The sequence below is a fragment of the Pseudomonas sp. S2_E01 genome, from assembly GCF_054668365.1.
On the sequence record NZ_CP162762.1, the window covers coordinates 1,940,488 to 1,954,839 of the forward strand.

Below are 14,352 nucleotides of genomic sequence, written 5' to 3' on the forward strand. Positions count from 1 at the left end.
GGCAAGCGTTCGACCAGGCGAACGCTTGAACCTCTCCACGGGCCGGGGTTTACCGGTTTGAGATAATACCGGCGCCTGGTTCGGCCGCCGACGTCTGCAAAAACTCGACAGTCAGCCCTGACAACGCCCGAGCCCCAACCACCAGGGCCTTTTCATCCACGATAAAATTCGGGTTATGGTTCGGTGCGGTGGTGGCCGGGTCCTGGCCATCAGGGGTTACTCCAAGAAAGATGAAGAGCCCGGGCGCCTCTCGCGCAAAGAACGAGAAGTCCTCCGCCGCACCCACCAATGGGCTGGTCGCAACCTTTCCCGAAGCAGCCCGCGCCAGCACGGGAGCCATCTGCGCCGCGAGCTTTACGTCGTTCACAGTGGTGCCATACCCCGCAATCACCGACACATCAGCCTTGGCATCCGCACTTTCAGCGATCTTCTCTGCCGTCAGCTTTACATCACGCCCAATCTGCGCCCGGACCTTCTCGTCATAGGTGCGAATGGTGCCGGTCATCTGCACCTTTTCCGGAATGATGTTGGCCGCGCTGCCGCCCTGGATCGTGCCCACGGTGACCACCGCTGGCGATTGCGTCAGATTGGTACGTCGGCTGACGACGGTTTGCAGGCCTGTGATGACTTGGGCCGCCGTCACGATGGGATCGACTGTGTTCCAGGGCATGCCGCCATGGCCCTGTTTGCCGGTGACGGTGATTTTCAGATCATCGCTGCTGGCGGTGGTCGCGCCTGTGCGCCAACTGAGTTCCCCTGATCGACCTGGCATCACGTGTACCGCGAAGATTGCATCGGGTTTGAGTGTGTCAAACAAACCTTCCTGCAGCATCCGTTGCGCGCCCCAAAGCTCGTTTGGGCCGGAGGAGGGCAGGCTTGAGCCTTCTTCGGCAGGCTGGAAGATGAACATCACTTTGCCCGGCAGGGTATTGCGCATGCCCGCCAGCACTTCGGCAGTGGCCATCAGCATCGCGGTGTGCGCATCGTGGCCGCAGGCATGCATGACGTCCACTTCCTTGCCTTGATAGTTGCCGCGGGCCCTGGACGCGAACGGCAAACCTTCGGGCTCCTTGACCGGTAGGGCATCCATGTCGGCGCGCAGTGCGACCACTGGCCCGGACTTGCCGCCAGTGAGAATGCCGACCACGCCGGTGTGTGCGATGCCGGTATGCACCTCGAGGCCGAGTTTGCGCAGGTGGTCGGCCACCAGCTTGGCGGTGCGTGTCTCCTGGCTGCCCAGTTCTGGATGTTGATGAATGTCGCGGCGCCATTCGATCAGTTTGGCTTCCACTTCTGCCGCACGGCTGTAAGCCTGCTCTTCGAGGGCGCTGGGTGATTGCGCCTGGGCGCTACCGGCCAGGCCCAGTAGCAGGGCGGCCAGCCATTTTGAGGGTTTGAGCGTTATCATTTCATCCCTTCGGTCGCTGCCTGTCCCAGCGATTCCTGGCCGGGGCCGCGACGGGTCACGTGGCCGATGGTCATGATCACCAGCGGCGTGAAGAGGGCGATGTAGGCGTTGTCGATGCCCCATGGGTTGCCGGCCAGGAACCAGCCAACGGTCGCAACCAGCGAGGCGATGATGCTCAGGAACGCGGCCGTCGCGGTGCCGAACCTCGGCGCGTAGAACACCATCAGCACCAGCACGGCCAGCGAAGCGCGCAAGGCCTTGCCCAGGAAAGCGATCATCAGCACCTTGTCTGAAGTCAGTGCCAGCGCGATGGGTAACAGGCCCACGGCGATGGTGGCGATGCGAACAAAACGCAGGGACTTGGCATCGTTCTTTTCAGGGTTGAACCACGGCTCGTAAAAGTCGCGCAGCAACAGCGTGGCCGAACCCATGCTCACCGCAGAAATGGTGCCGAACAGCGACCCGGCCAAACCTGCGACTACCAGGCCCGCGGTCAGTTGATCCATGCTGGCAATCAGGCGCGGGAAGGCTTGCAACGAATCCACCTGAGGAAACAAGGCGGCGCTGCACATGCCGATCAAGGCTGCGCCGATCCCGAACGGAACCATGAACACCGCGCAATAGAAGCAGGCGCGTTGCGCCTTGCCCGCGTCGCTGACGGTGTTGACCGCTTGAATCACGTATTGGGTGGAGAAAATCGAGCCAATACCGGCGATCATCCAGGCGATAATTTGGCCCCAGCCAATGGCGGTCCAGTCGAACATGCTGGCGGGTAACTGGGCTTGCAGCGTGCTGATGCCTCCCACCTGTTTCAAACCGAACCACAGCGCCAGGCCGACGCCGAGGTATTTAAGGCTGGCGTGCACAAAGTTGGTATAGATCACCGAGCGCATGCCGCCGATGCTCACGTACAAAACCGACACTACCCCGACAATGATGATCGCCAGCGTGCGGTCCACCTGCATCACACTCGCCAGGACCGCGCCGCCGCTGGCGTAAATCGAAACCGCGACGATTTCCAGGGCGAATATGGTGATGATCGAGGTGGCGAAGCGGGTCCGTTGCCCGTAGTTGCGCGACAGCACGCCGGAGATGGTGTTGTCACCCAGATCTTTGTACTTGCGCGCCAGCAACCAGGCGAACAACACGAACCCCAGTGCCAGGGCAAACAGGTTCCAGGCTGCCGAAATGCCGGTCTTGAAACCGGTCTGCGCGGTACCAATGCTGACGGCCGTGCCAATGAATTCCGATAACATCAGAAAGCCAATCAGGATGGCAGGAAAGTGCCCGCCGCCAGTGGTGTAGTTGTTGGCACTGCGCGAATGGCGGCGCACGCTGAAGCTGATCAGCGCGAGGCTGAGCATGTAGATACCGGTGATGGACAGGACAACCCAGGAGGAGGAAGTGTGCATGTTCGTTATCCCATCACGGTGTCGAAGATGGATGGGAAAACGCTGGCGGAGCTGCGGCAGGTGGCTGGCATGATCATACCCATTAAGTATTGTTGTAATGGTGATCAGGGTCCCCTGTAAGACTGAACGTGTCTAATATCGAACAAGTATTGTTTGATGCTCTGAAGGTATTGAGAGCGCACCGAGTTCCTGTTTTTGGGTGTGTACGGCATTAACGTGGACGGGCCGGCTAGACGGAATCACCCATCCAGCCAACCTCTCTTCAAGGCGCCAACAACCGCCAACTCTCAGTGATCTCCCGACCCAACCGCTTCAAGCGCGAGACCCTTGGCACTTTGGGGCGAACTGCTCCCACCAGCCCTCGCGGCTCGGCTGCTGCTGATAGGTCTGCACCTTGTCCGCCGCGCTGCCCAGCAACTCACTGACTGTCGATTCGCGTTTGGCCACGTACGCCTCCAGCTCCTCGATGGCCTCGCTCAACACCCCGTAACCACCGGTGAACACCGCCGAGGTCATTTCCGTGGCGCAGGCCCCGGCCAGCAGGAAGCGGGCCACGTCCAGCCCGCTGCGTGCGCCGTTGGTGGCGATCAACGGGTAGTCGTCGCCCATGGCCTTGCGTGCCTGCATCACCCAGCGGGCGGTCAGTGGCAGTGCCCAGCCGCCGCCGATAGCGGCGCTGGTGCCGAGCAGGGGCAGGCCGGTTTCCAGGTCGGGTATAAAGCCCATGAAGCGGCCCATCATCACCACGCTGTCGGCGCCGCCACGGCGTGCGGCCTGGGCGAGGCCGACGACGTCTTCACTTTGCCCGGTGAGCTTGATCCACAGGGGCAGGGTGGTGGCTTCGCGCAGGCGGCGCACGATGGCTTCGATGCGGGCGGCGCCGCGTTCGAGAACGATGGCGCCCTTGGCGGCTTCTTCGCCGTGGGGCGCGCCGATGTTCAGTTCCAAGACGCGCAGGCCGGCCTGCTCGATCCGTTGGGCGAATGCGGCGCATTGTTCCAGATCGCTGAGAATCAGGCTGGGAATGACGTAGGCATCCTGCAGGCGGGCTTCGCGGTCAAGCATCGCCAGTTCTTGCAGCCACTCCTCGAAGTCGCGCTGGACCAGGCCCGAGCGGCCGAACAGGCTGGCCTCGGCCGGCGGCTGGAAGTTCCAGGGCAGGCGGTTCCACTGGGCATCGAGCAGCACGTAGTCGGTCTTGTCCAGTTGCTCCTTGGCGGCAGGGGATTCGTTGGTGGATTTGGCCACCACCGCACCGGCGCCGCTGGCCAGGGCGGCTCGGGTAGCGTCGGCGGTCATGGTCTGTTCACCGGCCCCGCAGATGACCGGGTTTTTCAGGGTCAGCCGGCCGATGGTGGTCGTCAGTCGCGTCATGCCAATGCCCTCACAAATTCATCAAGCGGGCAGCGTTGCCTGAGGTCATCTTGCGGATGTCCGCGTCGCTGAACTCCAGGTCGATCAACTGGCCGATCACGTTGCGAAAGCCGTCGGCGATGCCCGGGTTGCCTTGCTGGCCGAGGTCGGAGCCGAGGATGGTCAGGTCGACCGTGCCGGCCTCGATCACCTCCCGCAGGAAGGTGTCGTCGTAGAACTTGAACTTGGAACCCGGTACCCACATGCACATCGAGTGCTCCATGAATACGCCGTCACGGGCCAGTTGGCGCATGTCGTCCAGGGTCGCGTCCACTACATAGGTCGGATGGTTGACCAGCAGGCGCTTGACCCCACGCCGGCGCGCTTCCTCGAACAGTGGCCAGATCTCGCGGATGTTCAGGTGACCGGCGGAGAGCACCACATCCTGGGCGGCGATCAGGTCAAGGATGGCCTTGACCTCGTCTTTGAGTTGGTCGTTGTCGTCGAGCACGGTCAGCGGGATCGGTTGCAGCATGCGCTGGGTGGTCTGCGGGAATTTCTCGACGAACTTCTTATCCTGTTGGTGATGGGCGATGTGGTTGGCCGAGGAGAAGGTCGGCATCCACACCAGTTTGGCGCCAAGGGTCAGGCCGTGTTCCACGGCGTGCACGTTCAGCCCGCCGACGGCGTTGTTCAGCGGCACGCCGGAGAGCATGTGCACATTCAGTTCGCTGAAGTGCTTGTTCAGGATGTGGGTGACCGGTGTGCAACTGTAGTAGTGGTCCTTGAGCAGCACCGCCTTGAGCCCTGCTTCGGACGCTTCGCGCATGGCTTCGACGTGGTCGCAGTAGCGCGGCATGACCGAGGGGCCGCTGTGGCAGTGCAGATCGATGGCGCCCTTGAGCAGGTCGTCGATGTGCGCCTGGCGTTCTGCGCTGATCGGGGTGTCGATGATTGCATTCATGGAAGGTCTCTCTTGTTGTGGTGCGGGTCAGCGGGCCGACCCGTGGAATTGACGGACTTGCTGGCTCCAGCCGGCGCGCAGCAGCGCCTGGTCGGAACCCAGGATGAAAAAGCTCACGCCGCGGGCGGCGAAGCGTTCGAGGTCTTCGAGGTTGGCGACGAACATGCCGGTGGGTTTGCCCGCCTCCTGAGCCGCGTCGAGTACCCGGCTGACGGCGTCCTCGACCCGCGGGTCGTCCAGGCGCTCGGCGCCCAGGGACACACTGAGGTCTGCGCGGCCGACCAGCAGGCAGTCGATACGTTCAAGGCGGGCCAACTGGTCGAGGTGCTCCAGTGCTTCGCGGTCCTCGATCTGCGCAATGACCGCATGGCGACCGTCCTCGGCCGCCAGGTGCTCGGCCAGGTCGGCGCGACCGTAGCCACCGGCCCGGGGTGAGTTGGAGAAACCGCGGCTACCGTCGCGGTAGTACAAGGCCTGGAGCACCGAGTTGGCCTGGTCGGCGCTGATGATGTGCGGCAACACCAAGCCGTCGGCCCCCAGGTCCAGCGCCTGTTGCAAGGTCGCAGGACGCTTGTCCGGCACGCGCACCAGACCGCCGGTGCGGGCTGCACGGCAGGCCAGCAGGCTGATATCCAAAGCAGCAGCGTCGAAGGGCGCGTGCTCGGCGTCGAGCACCACTGCATCCAACCCTGTGTCGCCGGCAATCTCGATCACGGCGTGGCTGGGCGTCTTGATAAAGGCGCTGAGCAGACGCTCGCCCTGGCGCAGCCGGTTGGCGAAGCTCATGCCGGCTGGCCTTTGGCCGGGGCGAATTCGGCATCCTGATACTCGATCAGGTGGCGGTAGTCGTCGCGAATCGGCGAGAACACGTCGAGGTTCATTACCACTTCATCACCCAGGGGTTCGGCGTAATGCACCACGTGCGGCGGGATGCGAATCATGCTGCCCGGGCCGCCTTCAACCACTTCATCGTCCAGGTGAAAGCGCACCCGGCCCTGCACGATGATGACCAGTTGCTCGAAGGTGTGGCTGTGCGGGAACACGTCCATGCCCGGGGTCAGCCAGTTCATCACGCACAAGGTGTCGTCGCCGCGAAAGGCAACGCGCTCGACGCCTTTGCGCACGGTTTCGCGGGGCAGCTCATTCCAGTTGTGAAGCAGGGCATGGGCGAGACTCATCGGGTTTCTCCGTTTCTTTTATAAGAATGATGTTTCGTTGTGAGATAAACCTACGCCGGCTGTCAGGCCCCGGTCAAGAGACTTTTTCGACCTTGACAGCGGTCCGTCAGCAACCCTAGGATTGTGTCGTACAAAAAAACAACGTTTCTACGAAAGAAACAAGTGAAGGAAATGCCATCCATGCGAGTCATACAATCCCTTTTGATCGACGGGCAATGGTCTGCCGGCAATCACCCACGCCGCGCCGATGTGTTCAATCCTGCCTCCGGCGAGGTCATCGCCCAATTGAGCCTGGCGAGTTCCACCGATCTGGATCGCGCGCTGGCGGCTGCCGCGCGTGGTTTTGAGGTGTGGCGCAAGACGTCGGCCTACGAGCGCTCCAAAGTGCTGCGCCGCGCTGCCGACCTGGTGCGTGAACGCGCCGACGAAATTGCCGCCCTGATCACCCTCGAACAGGGCAAGCCGCTGGCCGAGGCGCGCATGGAAGCCTTCGGGGCCGGTGACCACATCGACTGGTACGCCGAAGAAGGCCGTCGCGCCTACGGCCGGGTGATTCCACCGCGTGCCAGCGGCGTGCGTCAGTTGGTGTTGCGCGAGCCGATTGGCCCGGTCGCGGCGTTCAGCCCGTGGAACTTCCCGGTCAGCCAACTGGTGCGCAAGATTGCCGGGGCCCTGGCCGCCGGTTGCTCGATCATCGCCAAGGGCCCGGAAGAAACCCCATCCTCGTGCATCGAACTGTGCCGTGCCTTCCAGGATGCCGGCGTGCCGGCGGGCGTGTTGAACCTGGTGTTCGGCGTGCCGGCTGAAGTGTCCGACCAGTTGATCCGCTCCGAGATCATCCGCAAGGTGTCCTTTACCGGTTCCGTGCCGGTGGGCCGCGCCCTTGGTGCCCTGGCGGGGCAGTACCTCAAACGCTGCACCCTGGAGCTGGGCGGACACGCGCCGTTTATCGTCTGCGACGACGTGGACGTCGATGCGGTCGCCACCCTGGGGGCCAACCTCAAATTCCGCAACGGCGGGCAGATCTGCGCATCGCCCACCCGCTTTTATGTGCAGGCAAGTGTTTATGAGCGCTTCGTCGAAACCTTCTGCCGCGTCAGCGCCAACCTCAAGCTCGGTGATGGCCACGACGCCAGCACTCAGCTCGGCCCATTGGCCAACCCGCGTCGCGTGTCGGCAGCACAGGAATACGTAGACGATGCCCTGGCTGTCGGCGCGCAACTGCGTCTGGGTGGACAGGGCGGCGAGGGGGCCGGCTTCTACTACCCGGCCACGGTGTTGACCGAAGTACCGGAAAACGCGCGGATCATGAGCGAAGAACCGTTCGCGCCAATCGCGTCGATCGTGGCCTTTGACACCCTGGAAGAAGTGATCAGCAAGGCCAACGGCCTGCCATTTGGCCTCGCGGCATTTGCCTTCACCCGCTCGGTGCAGCGCGCCACGCTGCTGGCTGACGAGTTGCAGTCGGGCATGGTCTCGATCAACCACTTCGGCCTCGCTGCGCCAGAGACGCCGTTTGGTGGCGTCAAGGACAGCGGCTATGGCAGTGAAGGTGGCAGCGAGGGACTGGACGCCTACTTCACCACCAAATTCGTGAGCCAGGTCGGCTGATCTTTCTTCGCTTAAGAGAACAACAATAATGGAAATCTTCGATTACATCGTGATCGGAGCCGGATCGGCCGGCTGTGCGCTCAGCGCGCGGCTGGCCCAGGCTGGCAAGCAGGTGCTGCTGCTTGAAGCCGGCCCGGCCGACAATCACCCCTATGTGCATATTCCCGGTACGTTCATCCGCGTACACGGCACTCGCCGCACCTGGATGTACCGCACCGAGCCCGAGCCCTTCGTCAACCAGCGCGAAGTGTTCATTCCCCAGGGCCGCACCTTGGGCGGCGGCAGCTCGGTCAACGCGATGATCTACATTCGCGGTCAGGCCGAGGATTATGAAGATTGGAAAAACGCCGGTTGCCAGGGCTGGGGGTGGGCGGACGTGCTGCCGGTGTTTCGCCGCTGCGAAGCCAACGCCCGCCTGGGCGGTCAGTTGCACGGACAACAGGGGCCGCTGAAGGTCAGCGATCCACGGCACAAGCATTTCCTCAGCCGGGCTTTTGTCGAGGCAGCGGTAGAAGCAGGCGTGCCGGCCAACGATGACTTCAACGGGGTCAAGCAGGAAGGTGCCGGTTTCTACCAGACCACCACCGCCGACGGCCGTCGCGCCAGTTCGGCGGCGTCGTACCTGCGGCCGATGCGCAAGAACCCCAACCTCAAGGTGATGACGGGTGTTCATGTCACCCGGTTGCAGTTCGACGGTTCGCGGGTAGTGGGCGTGCAGGCGCAGGATGAGGCCGGCCGTGAGTTGAGTTTCCGTGCCCGTGGCGAAGTGATCGTCAGTGCCGGAGCCATCGCTTCGCCAAAACTGCTGATGCTGTCCGGGATCGGACCCCGTGAGCATTTGCAGGCGATGGGCATCGACGTGCGGGTGGACGCTCCCGAAGTCGGTGAGAACTTCCAGGACCATCTCAGCGCATCGGTCTACGCCCAGACCCGCCAGCCCTCGAGCCTGCTCGGGCATGACCGTGGCTTGCGCGCCGTTGGCCATGGCTTGAAATACCTGGCCACGCGCACGGGCCTGCTCAGTTCCAACGTGGTGGAAAGCGGCGCGTTCGTCGATGCCACTGGCTGCGGTCGCCCGGACGTGCAATTTCACGTGGTGCCGGCGCTGGTCGGCGATATCGACCGCATGCCGCCGGCCGGCCATGGCATCTCCGTCAACCCCTGCGCGCTGCGCCCGCGATCCCGTGGCCGGCTGCGCCTGAAAAGCGCCGACCCGCTGGCGGACGTGGCACTGAACGCCAACTACCTGAGCGACCCCGAGGACATGCGCACGATGGTGGCCGGGGTGAAACTGGCCCGCAAGATCCTCCGTGCACCCGCGCTGGCCAGCGTAGTGGAGCGCATGCTCATGCTCCCGGAAAACGACGACGTGCCCGACGCGGTGTTCGAGGACTACGTGCGCACCGTCGCCAAAACCGTGTTCCATCCCGCCGGCACCTGCCGGATGGGCTCGGACGCTGCCGCCGTGGTCGACCCGACTTTGCGCGTGCGTGGCGTGCAGGGGCTGCGGGTGGCCGATGCGTCGATCATGCCGACGATCGTCAGTGGCAATACCAACGCACCTTGCATCATGATCGGCGAGCGCTGCGCCGATTTCATCCTGTCGGCCCAGGCCTGATCAGGCTCGCTTCACCAAAACAACAATTACAAAAAAAGAGTACTGCGATGAAGCTCATAGCCCGCAACACGTTCGACAACGAGCAGGACAGTGTGCTGTACAACCGCATCGCCTGGCGGTTGCTGCCGTTCCTGTTTGTGCTCTACATCATTGCCTTCCTCGACCGGGTCAACGTCGGTTTCGCCAAGTTGCAGATGTCGGCCGATATCGGTCTTAGCGACATGGCGTTCGGCTTCGGTGCCGGCGTGTTTTTCATCGGCTACTGCCTGTGCGAGATCCCCAGCAACATGATGCTGCAACGGGTTGGCGCGCGATTCTGGATCACCCGCATCATGGTGATGTGGGGCATCCTCTCGGTGTCGATGATGTTCGTGCAGACGCCCAACCAGTTCTATGTCATGCGCTTTTTGCTGGGCATGGCCGAGGCCGGGTTTTACCCGGGGGTCGTGTTGTACATGACCTATTGGTTCCCATCCTATGCCCGGTCCCAGGCCATGGCCTGGTTCAACCTGGGGATCGCCATGGCCGGGGTGCTGGGCAGCCCGCTGTCGGGCTGGATCATGCAGACCTTCGCGGGTGTGCATGGCTTGGCGGGCTGGCAATGGCTGTTCCTGATCGAGGGCACGCCAGCGGTGTTGCTGGGTATCGTGGTGTTCTTCTACCTCGATGACCGTCCGGGCAACGTCCACTGGCTGAGCCCGGAGCAAAACCAACGGGTGGTACGCCAACTGGCTGCGCAACGTCAGGCCCAGGAACATGCGGGGGCGGGGCACAATTTCCGTGCGGCGTTCGTCAACAAGGACCTGTGGCGACTGATTTACGTGAACTTTGCCCTGTTGTGCGGCACTTACGGGGTGAGCTTCTGGCTGCCGCAGATCGTCCAGGGCCTGGGCATCAAGAGCCTCACTCACACCGGGTTGATCGCGGCGATTCCGTTCGCGATTGCCTCGGTGGTGATGCTGGTGGTCAGCCGGCATTCGGACCGCACCCGCGAGCGGCGCTGGCATGGCACGCTGTGCAATCTGGCGTCGGCCGCAGGCCTGGCAATGGCGGCGTTCTTCCACGATCAACCGGTGCTGTCGCTGGCCGGCCTGAGCCTGGCGATGTCCGGCGGTCTGGCCGGGTTCTGCGTGCTCTGGGCATTGCCCGGCGTGCTGTTGACCGGCACGGCAGCTGCGGCCGGCATCGCGCTGATCGCCACCATCGGCAACCTCGGCGGCTACGCCAGCCCGTTCATGATGGGTTGGGTGAAGCAGGGCAGCGGACATCTTGAATACGGCTTGTACGTGCTGGCGGTGATGACCCTGATCGGTGCCTACACGATGTACTCGGTGAAGATGCCGCAGCAGGATCGCGCAGCCGTTTCGGCAGAACCTGCCAGTATTTGATGTCGTAGACCAACACAAGCGTTTCGCCAAGCGATACAATCGGGCTTTCCCCAAAGCTCCATGCGAGGTGAACGCTTGAACCAGGATGATGAAAAGCCCGCCAGTGGTCCGGCCTTGCTCGAGTCGGTGGAGATGGTCTTCCGCCTGCTTGACGAACTGACCGCTGCGCGGCGCCCGCTCGGGGTCACCGAGCTGGCTCAACAACTGCAGACTGCCAAGCCGCGCACCTACCGGCACCTGGCCTCGATGCGCCAGTTGGGGATCCTCGAACAGGATCCGACCACCGAGAAATACATGCTCGGTTCACGCCTGGTGGCCTACGGCGAAGCTGCTGGCGAGCAGTTCGACCTGCGCGCCATCGCCGACCCTTACCTGACCCGCATCCGCGATGCCACTGGCCAAACGGCCTTGCTGGCGGTCGCTACCCATGACACCGCGCTGGTGGTGTCCTGTGTCGAATCCAAGGCCAATGTGTGCATCTCGGTGAAACCGGGCAACCGCGTGCTGCCGTATTGCTCGGCCCAGGGCCGCACCGTGTTGGCGTTCGCCGACACCGCCAGTCAGCAGCGGGTGATGCGCCGCAAGATGCCGCAACTGACGCCCCTGACCCTGCACGAACCCGAAGCCCTGGCCCAGCGCCTGGCGTTGATTCGCGAGCGACTGTATGACGATGCGGACGGTGAGGTGACGATGGGAATCAATGCCGTGTGCTGCCCGATCTTTCGCGACAATGACCAGATCGTCGGCACCATCGGTATCGTCGGGCCGAGCGCAGCCATCCCGTCACCACCACCGGCGGCGATGTTGCGCGAGTTGCAGTCGGCGGCGGCGGAGATCAGCGAACGCTTGCACGCGGGGACCTACCAGCGCCTCTAGAAGCGCTGGCGGTGGGTGACAGGAGCCGGACTCGGCTCCTGCGTCGACCAGGCTTAGAAGATGTTGATCGGGTACTCGGTAATCACCCGCACTTCATTGAAGTTCAGCCCACGATCGGGGCTGCGGAAACTGGCTTGGCGGATACGAAAGGACAGGTCCTTGGCCGAGCCGGATTGCACCACGTATTTGAGCTCAAGGTCGCGTTCCCAGGCGCGACCATTGTCGGTTTGCGCGGTGTGGAAATCGGTGCCGCGCAGGTAGCGGCCCATGAAGCTCAGACCCGGTATGCCGACGCCAGCAAAGTTGAAGTCGTAACGGGCCTGCCACGAACGTTCGTTCTCGTAGTTGAAGTCAGAGTACTGCACGGAGTTGGCCAAAAAAACGGTGCTGTTACCGTCCACGCCGTAGGTGTAGTTGCCGGTGCCGGTCACGCGCTGATGGGCGACCGTGAACGTGTGCGGCCCAGCCGCCAAGGCAGCCGACAAACTCCAGATGCGATTATCGAGAATGCCGCCCAATTGCCGGCCTTCACTTTTGGTGTCATACCCGTTGAAATCAAACGTGGCTGCTAAACCCTCGCTGATCGGTAACGCCAACGTGGTGCCCAGGTAATACTTGCGCCAGTAATCCTCAACATCGGAATGATAGGCGCGAACGTTCAATTGTTTATTGAAGTTATAGTTGCCGCCGAACAAGTCCACCGAGGTCATGCCGCCGCTGTCGTGTTCACTTTGGTCGCGGCTGCGCAAAGCCGTGAAGTGGCCCGCGTGCAACGTCAGGTCGGGTATTTCCTTGCTCGTGACCAGCCAGCCCTGGGTGGTTTCAGGCAACAGTCGGTTATCGCTGGTGGCCAGCACCGGCAGGTTCATCAGTTGCTCGCCAAACTTGACGACTGTCTTGGAGAACCGCGCCTTCACCGCAGCGCCGCCCTTGGAATAGCTGCTCTTGGCGCCGTCGCTGTCTTCCTCCAGCAGCAGGGTGCCGCCGCCTTTGCGCCCGCCGCCGGTGTCCAGTTTCAAGCCGAGCAGGCCGATGGCGTCCACCCCGAAGCCAACGGTGCCTGGCGTATAGCCGGACTCGAAAATACCGATAAAACCCTGGGCCCATTCTTCGGAATAGTTCTGCGAAGTGCGGTCGTCGAGAAAGTTGCGATTCATGTAGAAGTTGCGCGCTTTTATCGAGAAGTGCGCATCTTCTACAAAACCACCCGTGTCGGCTATTGCATTGAAGGAAAGTGCGCAAGTAACAGCCAGTGCCAATGTGCTCTTCTTAGCATTCATGTAGTTATTTTCCAGGCGTGTGCGTGAGCGCACGGCCGACATCAAGGCGATGACGGCCGTGGTTCAAGTTCGATATATCAATAAGTGTGTTGGCGGACGAATGGAGGGTTGGATTTATTCGCTAGGCGTTATCTCCGAAGTGTTGGATAGGGTGACTACACCAGTTGGTCGATCAGGGTTTTCTGGAAGGCGACGGTTTGCGCGTCGGGCTGCTGCGATTCGAGCATCGCCAGCAACGGGTCCTGCACCTCGGTACGCAGACCACTAAGCGCCTCGATGGCCGCCAACCCGCAGAACGGCACATAGGCTTCGGCGTAACCGCCTTCATGCACCAGCACCAGTTTGCCGTCGCACAGGCATTCGGCCGCCTCACGGGTCAAGCGGGTCAGTTCGCGGTAACTGTCGCTGTGCAAAAGCATGCGCCCCAGCGGGTCGACGCCGCTGGCGTCATAACCGCAAGCGACGATGATCAGTTGCGGGCGATAACGCTCCAGCGCTGGCAACACGATGCGCTGCATGGCATACAGATACGCCTCGTGGCCGCTGCCCGGCGGGAGAGGTACGTTGACGTTCAGACCGGCCCCGGCGCCGCTGCCGGTGTCGTGCTCGCCGGTGTAGCCGCGGGGATAGGCGCGCTGTTGGTGGATCGACAGCGTCAGCACATCGTCGCGCTCGTAGTAGATGGTCTGGGTGCCATTGCCGTGGTGCACGTCCCAGTCGAGCACCGCCACGCGCTCGATGCCGAAGCGCTCGCGGGCGTTCTCGATGGCGATGGCGATGTTGTTCAAATAGCAAAAACCCATGGCCTGGTCGGGCAGGGCGTGGTGGCCGGGAGGACGGCTCAGCACGTAGGCGTTGTCCAGTTCGCCTTGCAGCACCTGGTTGACCGCCGCGCTGACCAGCCCGGCCGAGACCCGGGCGACCTCGTAGGTGGCCGGGCCGACCGGTGCGCCCGGGTCGAGCAGGCCGCCGCCGTCGGCGCACAACTGGCGAAAACGTTGCAAGTACTCGGGTGTATGCACCTTGAGCATCTGCGCCATGGACACCGGCTCACCGCCGTGCTGCACCAGTGACTTGCCCAGGCCCGAGACCTCCACCAGGTTCTTCAGGCGGCGCTTGGACTCCGGTGATTCGGCGTGGGCGGCGCCCGATGGCGGCTCGACCCAGCCGCCCACGGGCAAGGTCAGGGCGAACAGGCCGCCGCTGTGCCAAAAGCAGTGTTCATCGTGAAAAAATCCGCTGTTGCTCATGTGTATTCCTTGCA

Annotated in this window: 12 protein-coding genes; 4 read left to right on the forward strand and 8 right to left on the reverse strand. The window is 62.7% G+C overall.

Translation table 11 applies throughout. The annotated features are described in order from the left end of the window. Positions 1-49: 49 nt before the first annotated feature. The 6 genes from AB4O36_RS08890 to AB4O36_RS08915 all read right to left on the reverse strand — a co-directional run bounded on the left by AB4O36_RS08890 (position 50) and on the right by AB4O36_RS08915 (position 6,315). Positions 50-1,408: an amidohydrolase gene (locus AB4O36_RS08890; protein ID WP_460141511.1), complete on the reverse strand. Its 1,359-nt coding sequence runs from the start codon at positions 1,406-1,408 to the stop codon at positions 50-52. After that, positions 1,405-2,820 (reverse strand): sodium:solute symporter family protein, encoded by a 1,416-nt coding sequence (locus AB4O36_RS08895; RefSeq protein ID WP_460123751.1) that lies wholly within the window; start codon positions 2,818-2,820, stop codon positions 1,405-1,407. The genes AB4O36_RS08890 and AB4O36_RS08895 overlap by 4 nt, the downstream gene beginning before the upstream one ends. Positions 2,821-3,132: 312 nt before the next feature. Beyond that, the gene (locus tag AB4O36_RS08900; RefSeq protein ID WP_460141512.1) at positions 3,133-4,194 is read right to left on the reverse strand and encodes a beta/alpha barrel domain-containing protein; all 1,062 of its coding nucleotides are present in this window, start codon (positions 4,192-4,194) and stop codon (positions 3,133-3,135) included. Positions 4,195-4,204: 10 nt separating this feature from the next. After that, on the reverse strand, positions 4,205-5,137 hold the full coding sequence (locus AB4O36_RS08905) for a DUF6282 family protein (RefSeq protein WP_460141513.1): 933 nt from the start codon (positions 5,135-5,137) through the stop codon (positions 4,205-4,207). Positions 5,138-5,164: 27 nt separating this feature from the next. Then, positions 5,165-5,923 (reverse strand): HpcH/HpaI aldolase family protein, encoded by a 759-nt coding sequence (locus tag AB4O36_RS08910; protein ID WP_460141514.1) that lies wholly within the window; start codon positions 5,921-5,923, stop codon positions 5,165-5,167. After that, positions 5,920-6,315, reverse strand: a complete 396-nt coding sequence (locus AB4O36_RS08915; RefSeq protein WP_460123771.1) for a cupin domain-containing protein — start codon at positions 6,313-6,315, stop codon at positions 5,920-5,922. The genes AB4O36_RS08910 and AB4O36_RS08915 overlap by 4 nt, the downstream gene beginning before the upstream one ends. Before the next feature lie 180 nt (positions 6,316-6,495). On the opposite strand from AB4O36_RS08915, the gene AB4O36_RS08920 reads away from it, so the two are divergent. The 4 genes from AB4O36_RS08920 (at position 6,496) to AB4O36_RS08935 (ending at position 11,808) form a co-directional block, all read left to right on the forward strand. Further along, on the forward strand, positions 6,496-7,926 hold the full coding sequence (locus AB4O36_RS08920) for an NAD-dependent succinate-semialdehyde dehydrogenase (protein WP_460123774.1): 1,431 nt from the start codon (positions 6,496-6,498) through the stop codon (positions 7,924-7,926). Between the two features lie 28 nt (positions 7,927-7,954). Beyond that, on the forward strand, positions 7,955-9,544 hold the full coding sequence (locus AB4O36_RS08925; RefSeq protein ID WP_460123777.1) for a GMC family oxidoreductase: 1,590 nt from the start codon (positions 7,955-7,957) through the stop codon (positions 9,542-9,544). 47 nt (positions 9,545-9,591) lie between these two features. Continuing rightward, a complete protein-coding gene (locus AB4O36_RS08930; RefSeq protein ID WP_460123780.1) occupies positions 9,592-10,932 on the forward strand; it encodes an MFS transporter in 1,341 nt (446 codons plus the stop codon). Positions 10,933-11,007: 75 nt separating this feature from the next. Further along, on the forward strand, positions 11,008-11,808 hold the full coding sequence (locus tag AB4O36_RS08935; protein ID WP_460123783.1) for an IclR family transcriptional regulator: 801 nt from the start codon (positions 11,008-11,010) through the stop codon (positions 11,806-11,808). A gap of 53 nt (positions 11,809-11,861) precedes the next feature. Here the strand turns inward: AB4O36_RS08935 and AB4O36_RS08940 are convergent, their stop codons facing one another. Both AB4O36_RS08940 and AB4O36_RS08945 read right to left on the reverse strand, forming a co-directional pair. Continuing rightward, on the reverse strand, positions 11,862-13,088 hold the full coding sequence (locus tag AB4O36_RS08940; RefSeq protein ID WP_460123786.1) for an OprD family porin: 1,227 nt from the start codon (positions 13,086-13,088) through the stop codon (positions 11,862-11,864). A gap of 155 nt (positions 13,089-13,243) precedes the next feature. Beyond that, on the reverse strand, positions 13,244-14,338 hold the full coding sequence (locus tag AB4O36_RS08945; protein WP_460141515.1) for a class II histone deacetylase: 1,095 nt from the start codon (positions 14,336-14,338) through the stop codon (positions 13,244-13,246). Positions 14,339-14,352 lie beyond the last annotated feature (14 nt).

What these genes read in the sequence shown, in the direction of transcription:
- AB4O36_RS08890 (WP_460141511.1), bottom strand. Translation starts at nt 1,408, where the DNA reads ATGATAACGCTCAAACCCTCAAAATGGCTGGCCGCCCTGCTACTGGGC.
- AB4O36_RS08895 (WP_460123751.1), bottom strand. Translation starts at nt 2,820, where the DNA reads ATGCACACTTCCTCCTCCTGGGTTGTCCTGTCCATCACCGGTATCTAC.
- AB4O36_RS08900 (WP_460141512.1), bottom strand. Translation starts at nt 4,194, where the DNA reads ATGACGCGACTGACGACCACCATCGGCCGGCTGACCCTGAAAAACCCG.
- AB4O36_RS08905 (WP_460141513.1), bottom strand. Translation starts at nt 5,137, where the DNA reads ATGAATGCAATCATCGACACCCCGATCAGCGCAGAACGCCAGGCGCAC.
- AB4O36_RS08910 (WP_460141514.1), bottom strand. Translation starts at nt 5,923, where the DNA reads ATGAGCTTCGCCAACCGGCTGCGCCAGGGCGAGCGTCTGCTCAGCGCC.
- AB4O36_RS08915 (WP_460123771.1), bottom strand. Translation starts at nt 6,315, where the DNA reads ATGAGTCTCGCCCATGCCCTGCTTCACAACTGGAATGAGCTGCCCCGC.
- AB4O36_RS08920 (WP_460123774.1), top strand. Translation starts at nt 6,496, where the DNA reads ATGCGAGTCATACAATCCCTTTTGATCGACGGGCAATGGTCTGCCGGC.
- AB4O36_RS08925 (WP_460123777.1), top strand. Translation starts at nt 7,955, where the DNA reads ATGGAAATCTTCGATTACATCGTGATCGGAGCCGGATCGGCCGGCTGT.
- AB4O36_RS08930 (WP_460123780.1), top strand. Translation starts at nt 9,592, where the DNA reads ATGAAGCTCATAGCCCGCAACACGTTCGACAACGAGCAGGACAGTGTG.
- AB4O36_RS08940 (WP_460123786.1), bottom strand. Translation starts at nt 13,088, where the DNA reads ATGAATGCTAAGAAGAGCACATTGGCACTGGCTGTTACTTGCGCACTT.
- AB4O36_RS08945 (WP_460141515.1), bottom strand. Translation starts at nt 14,338, where the DNA reads ATGAGCAACAGCGGATTTTTTCACGATGAACACTGCTTTTGGCACAGC.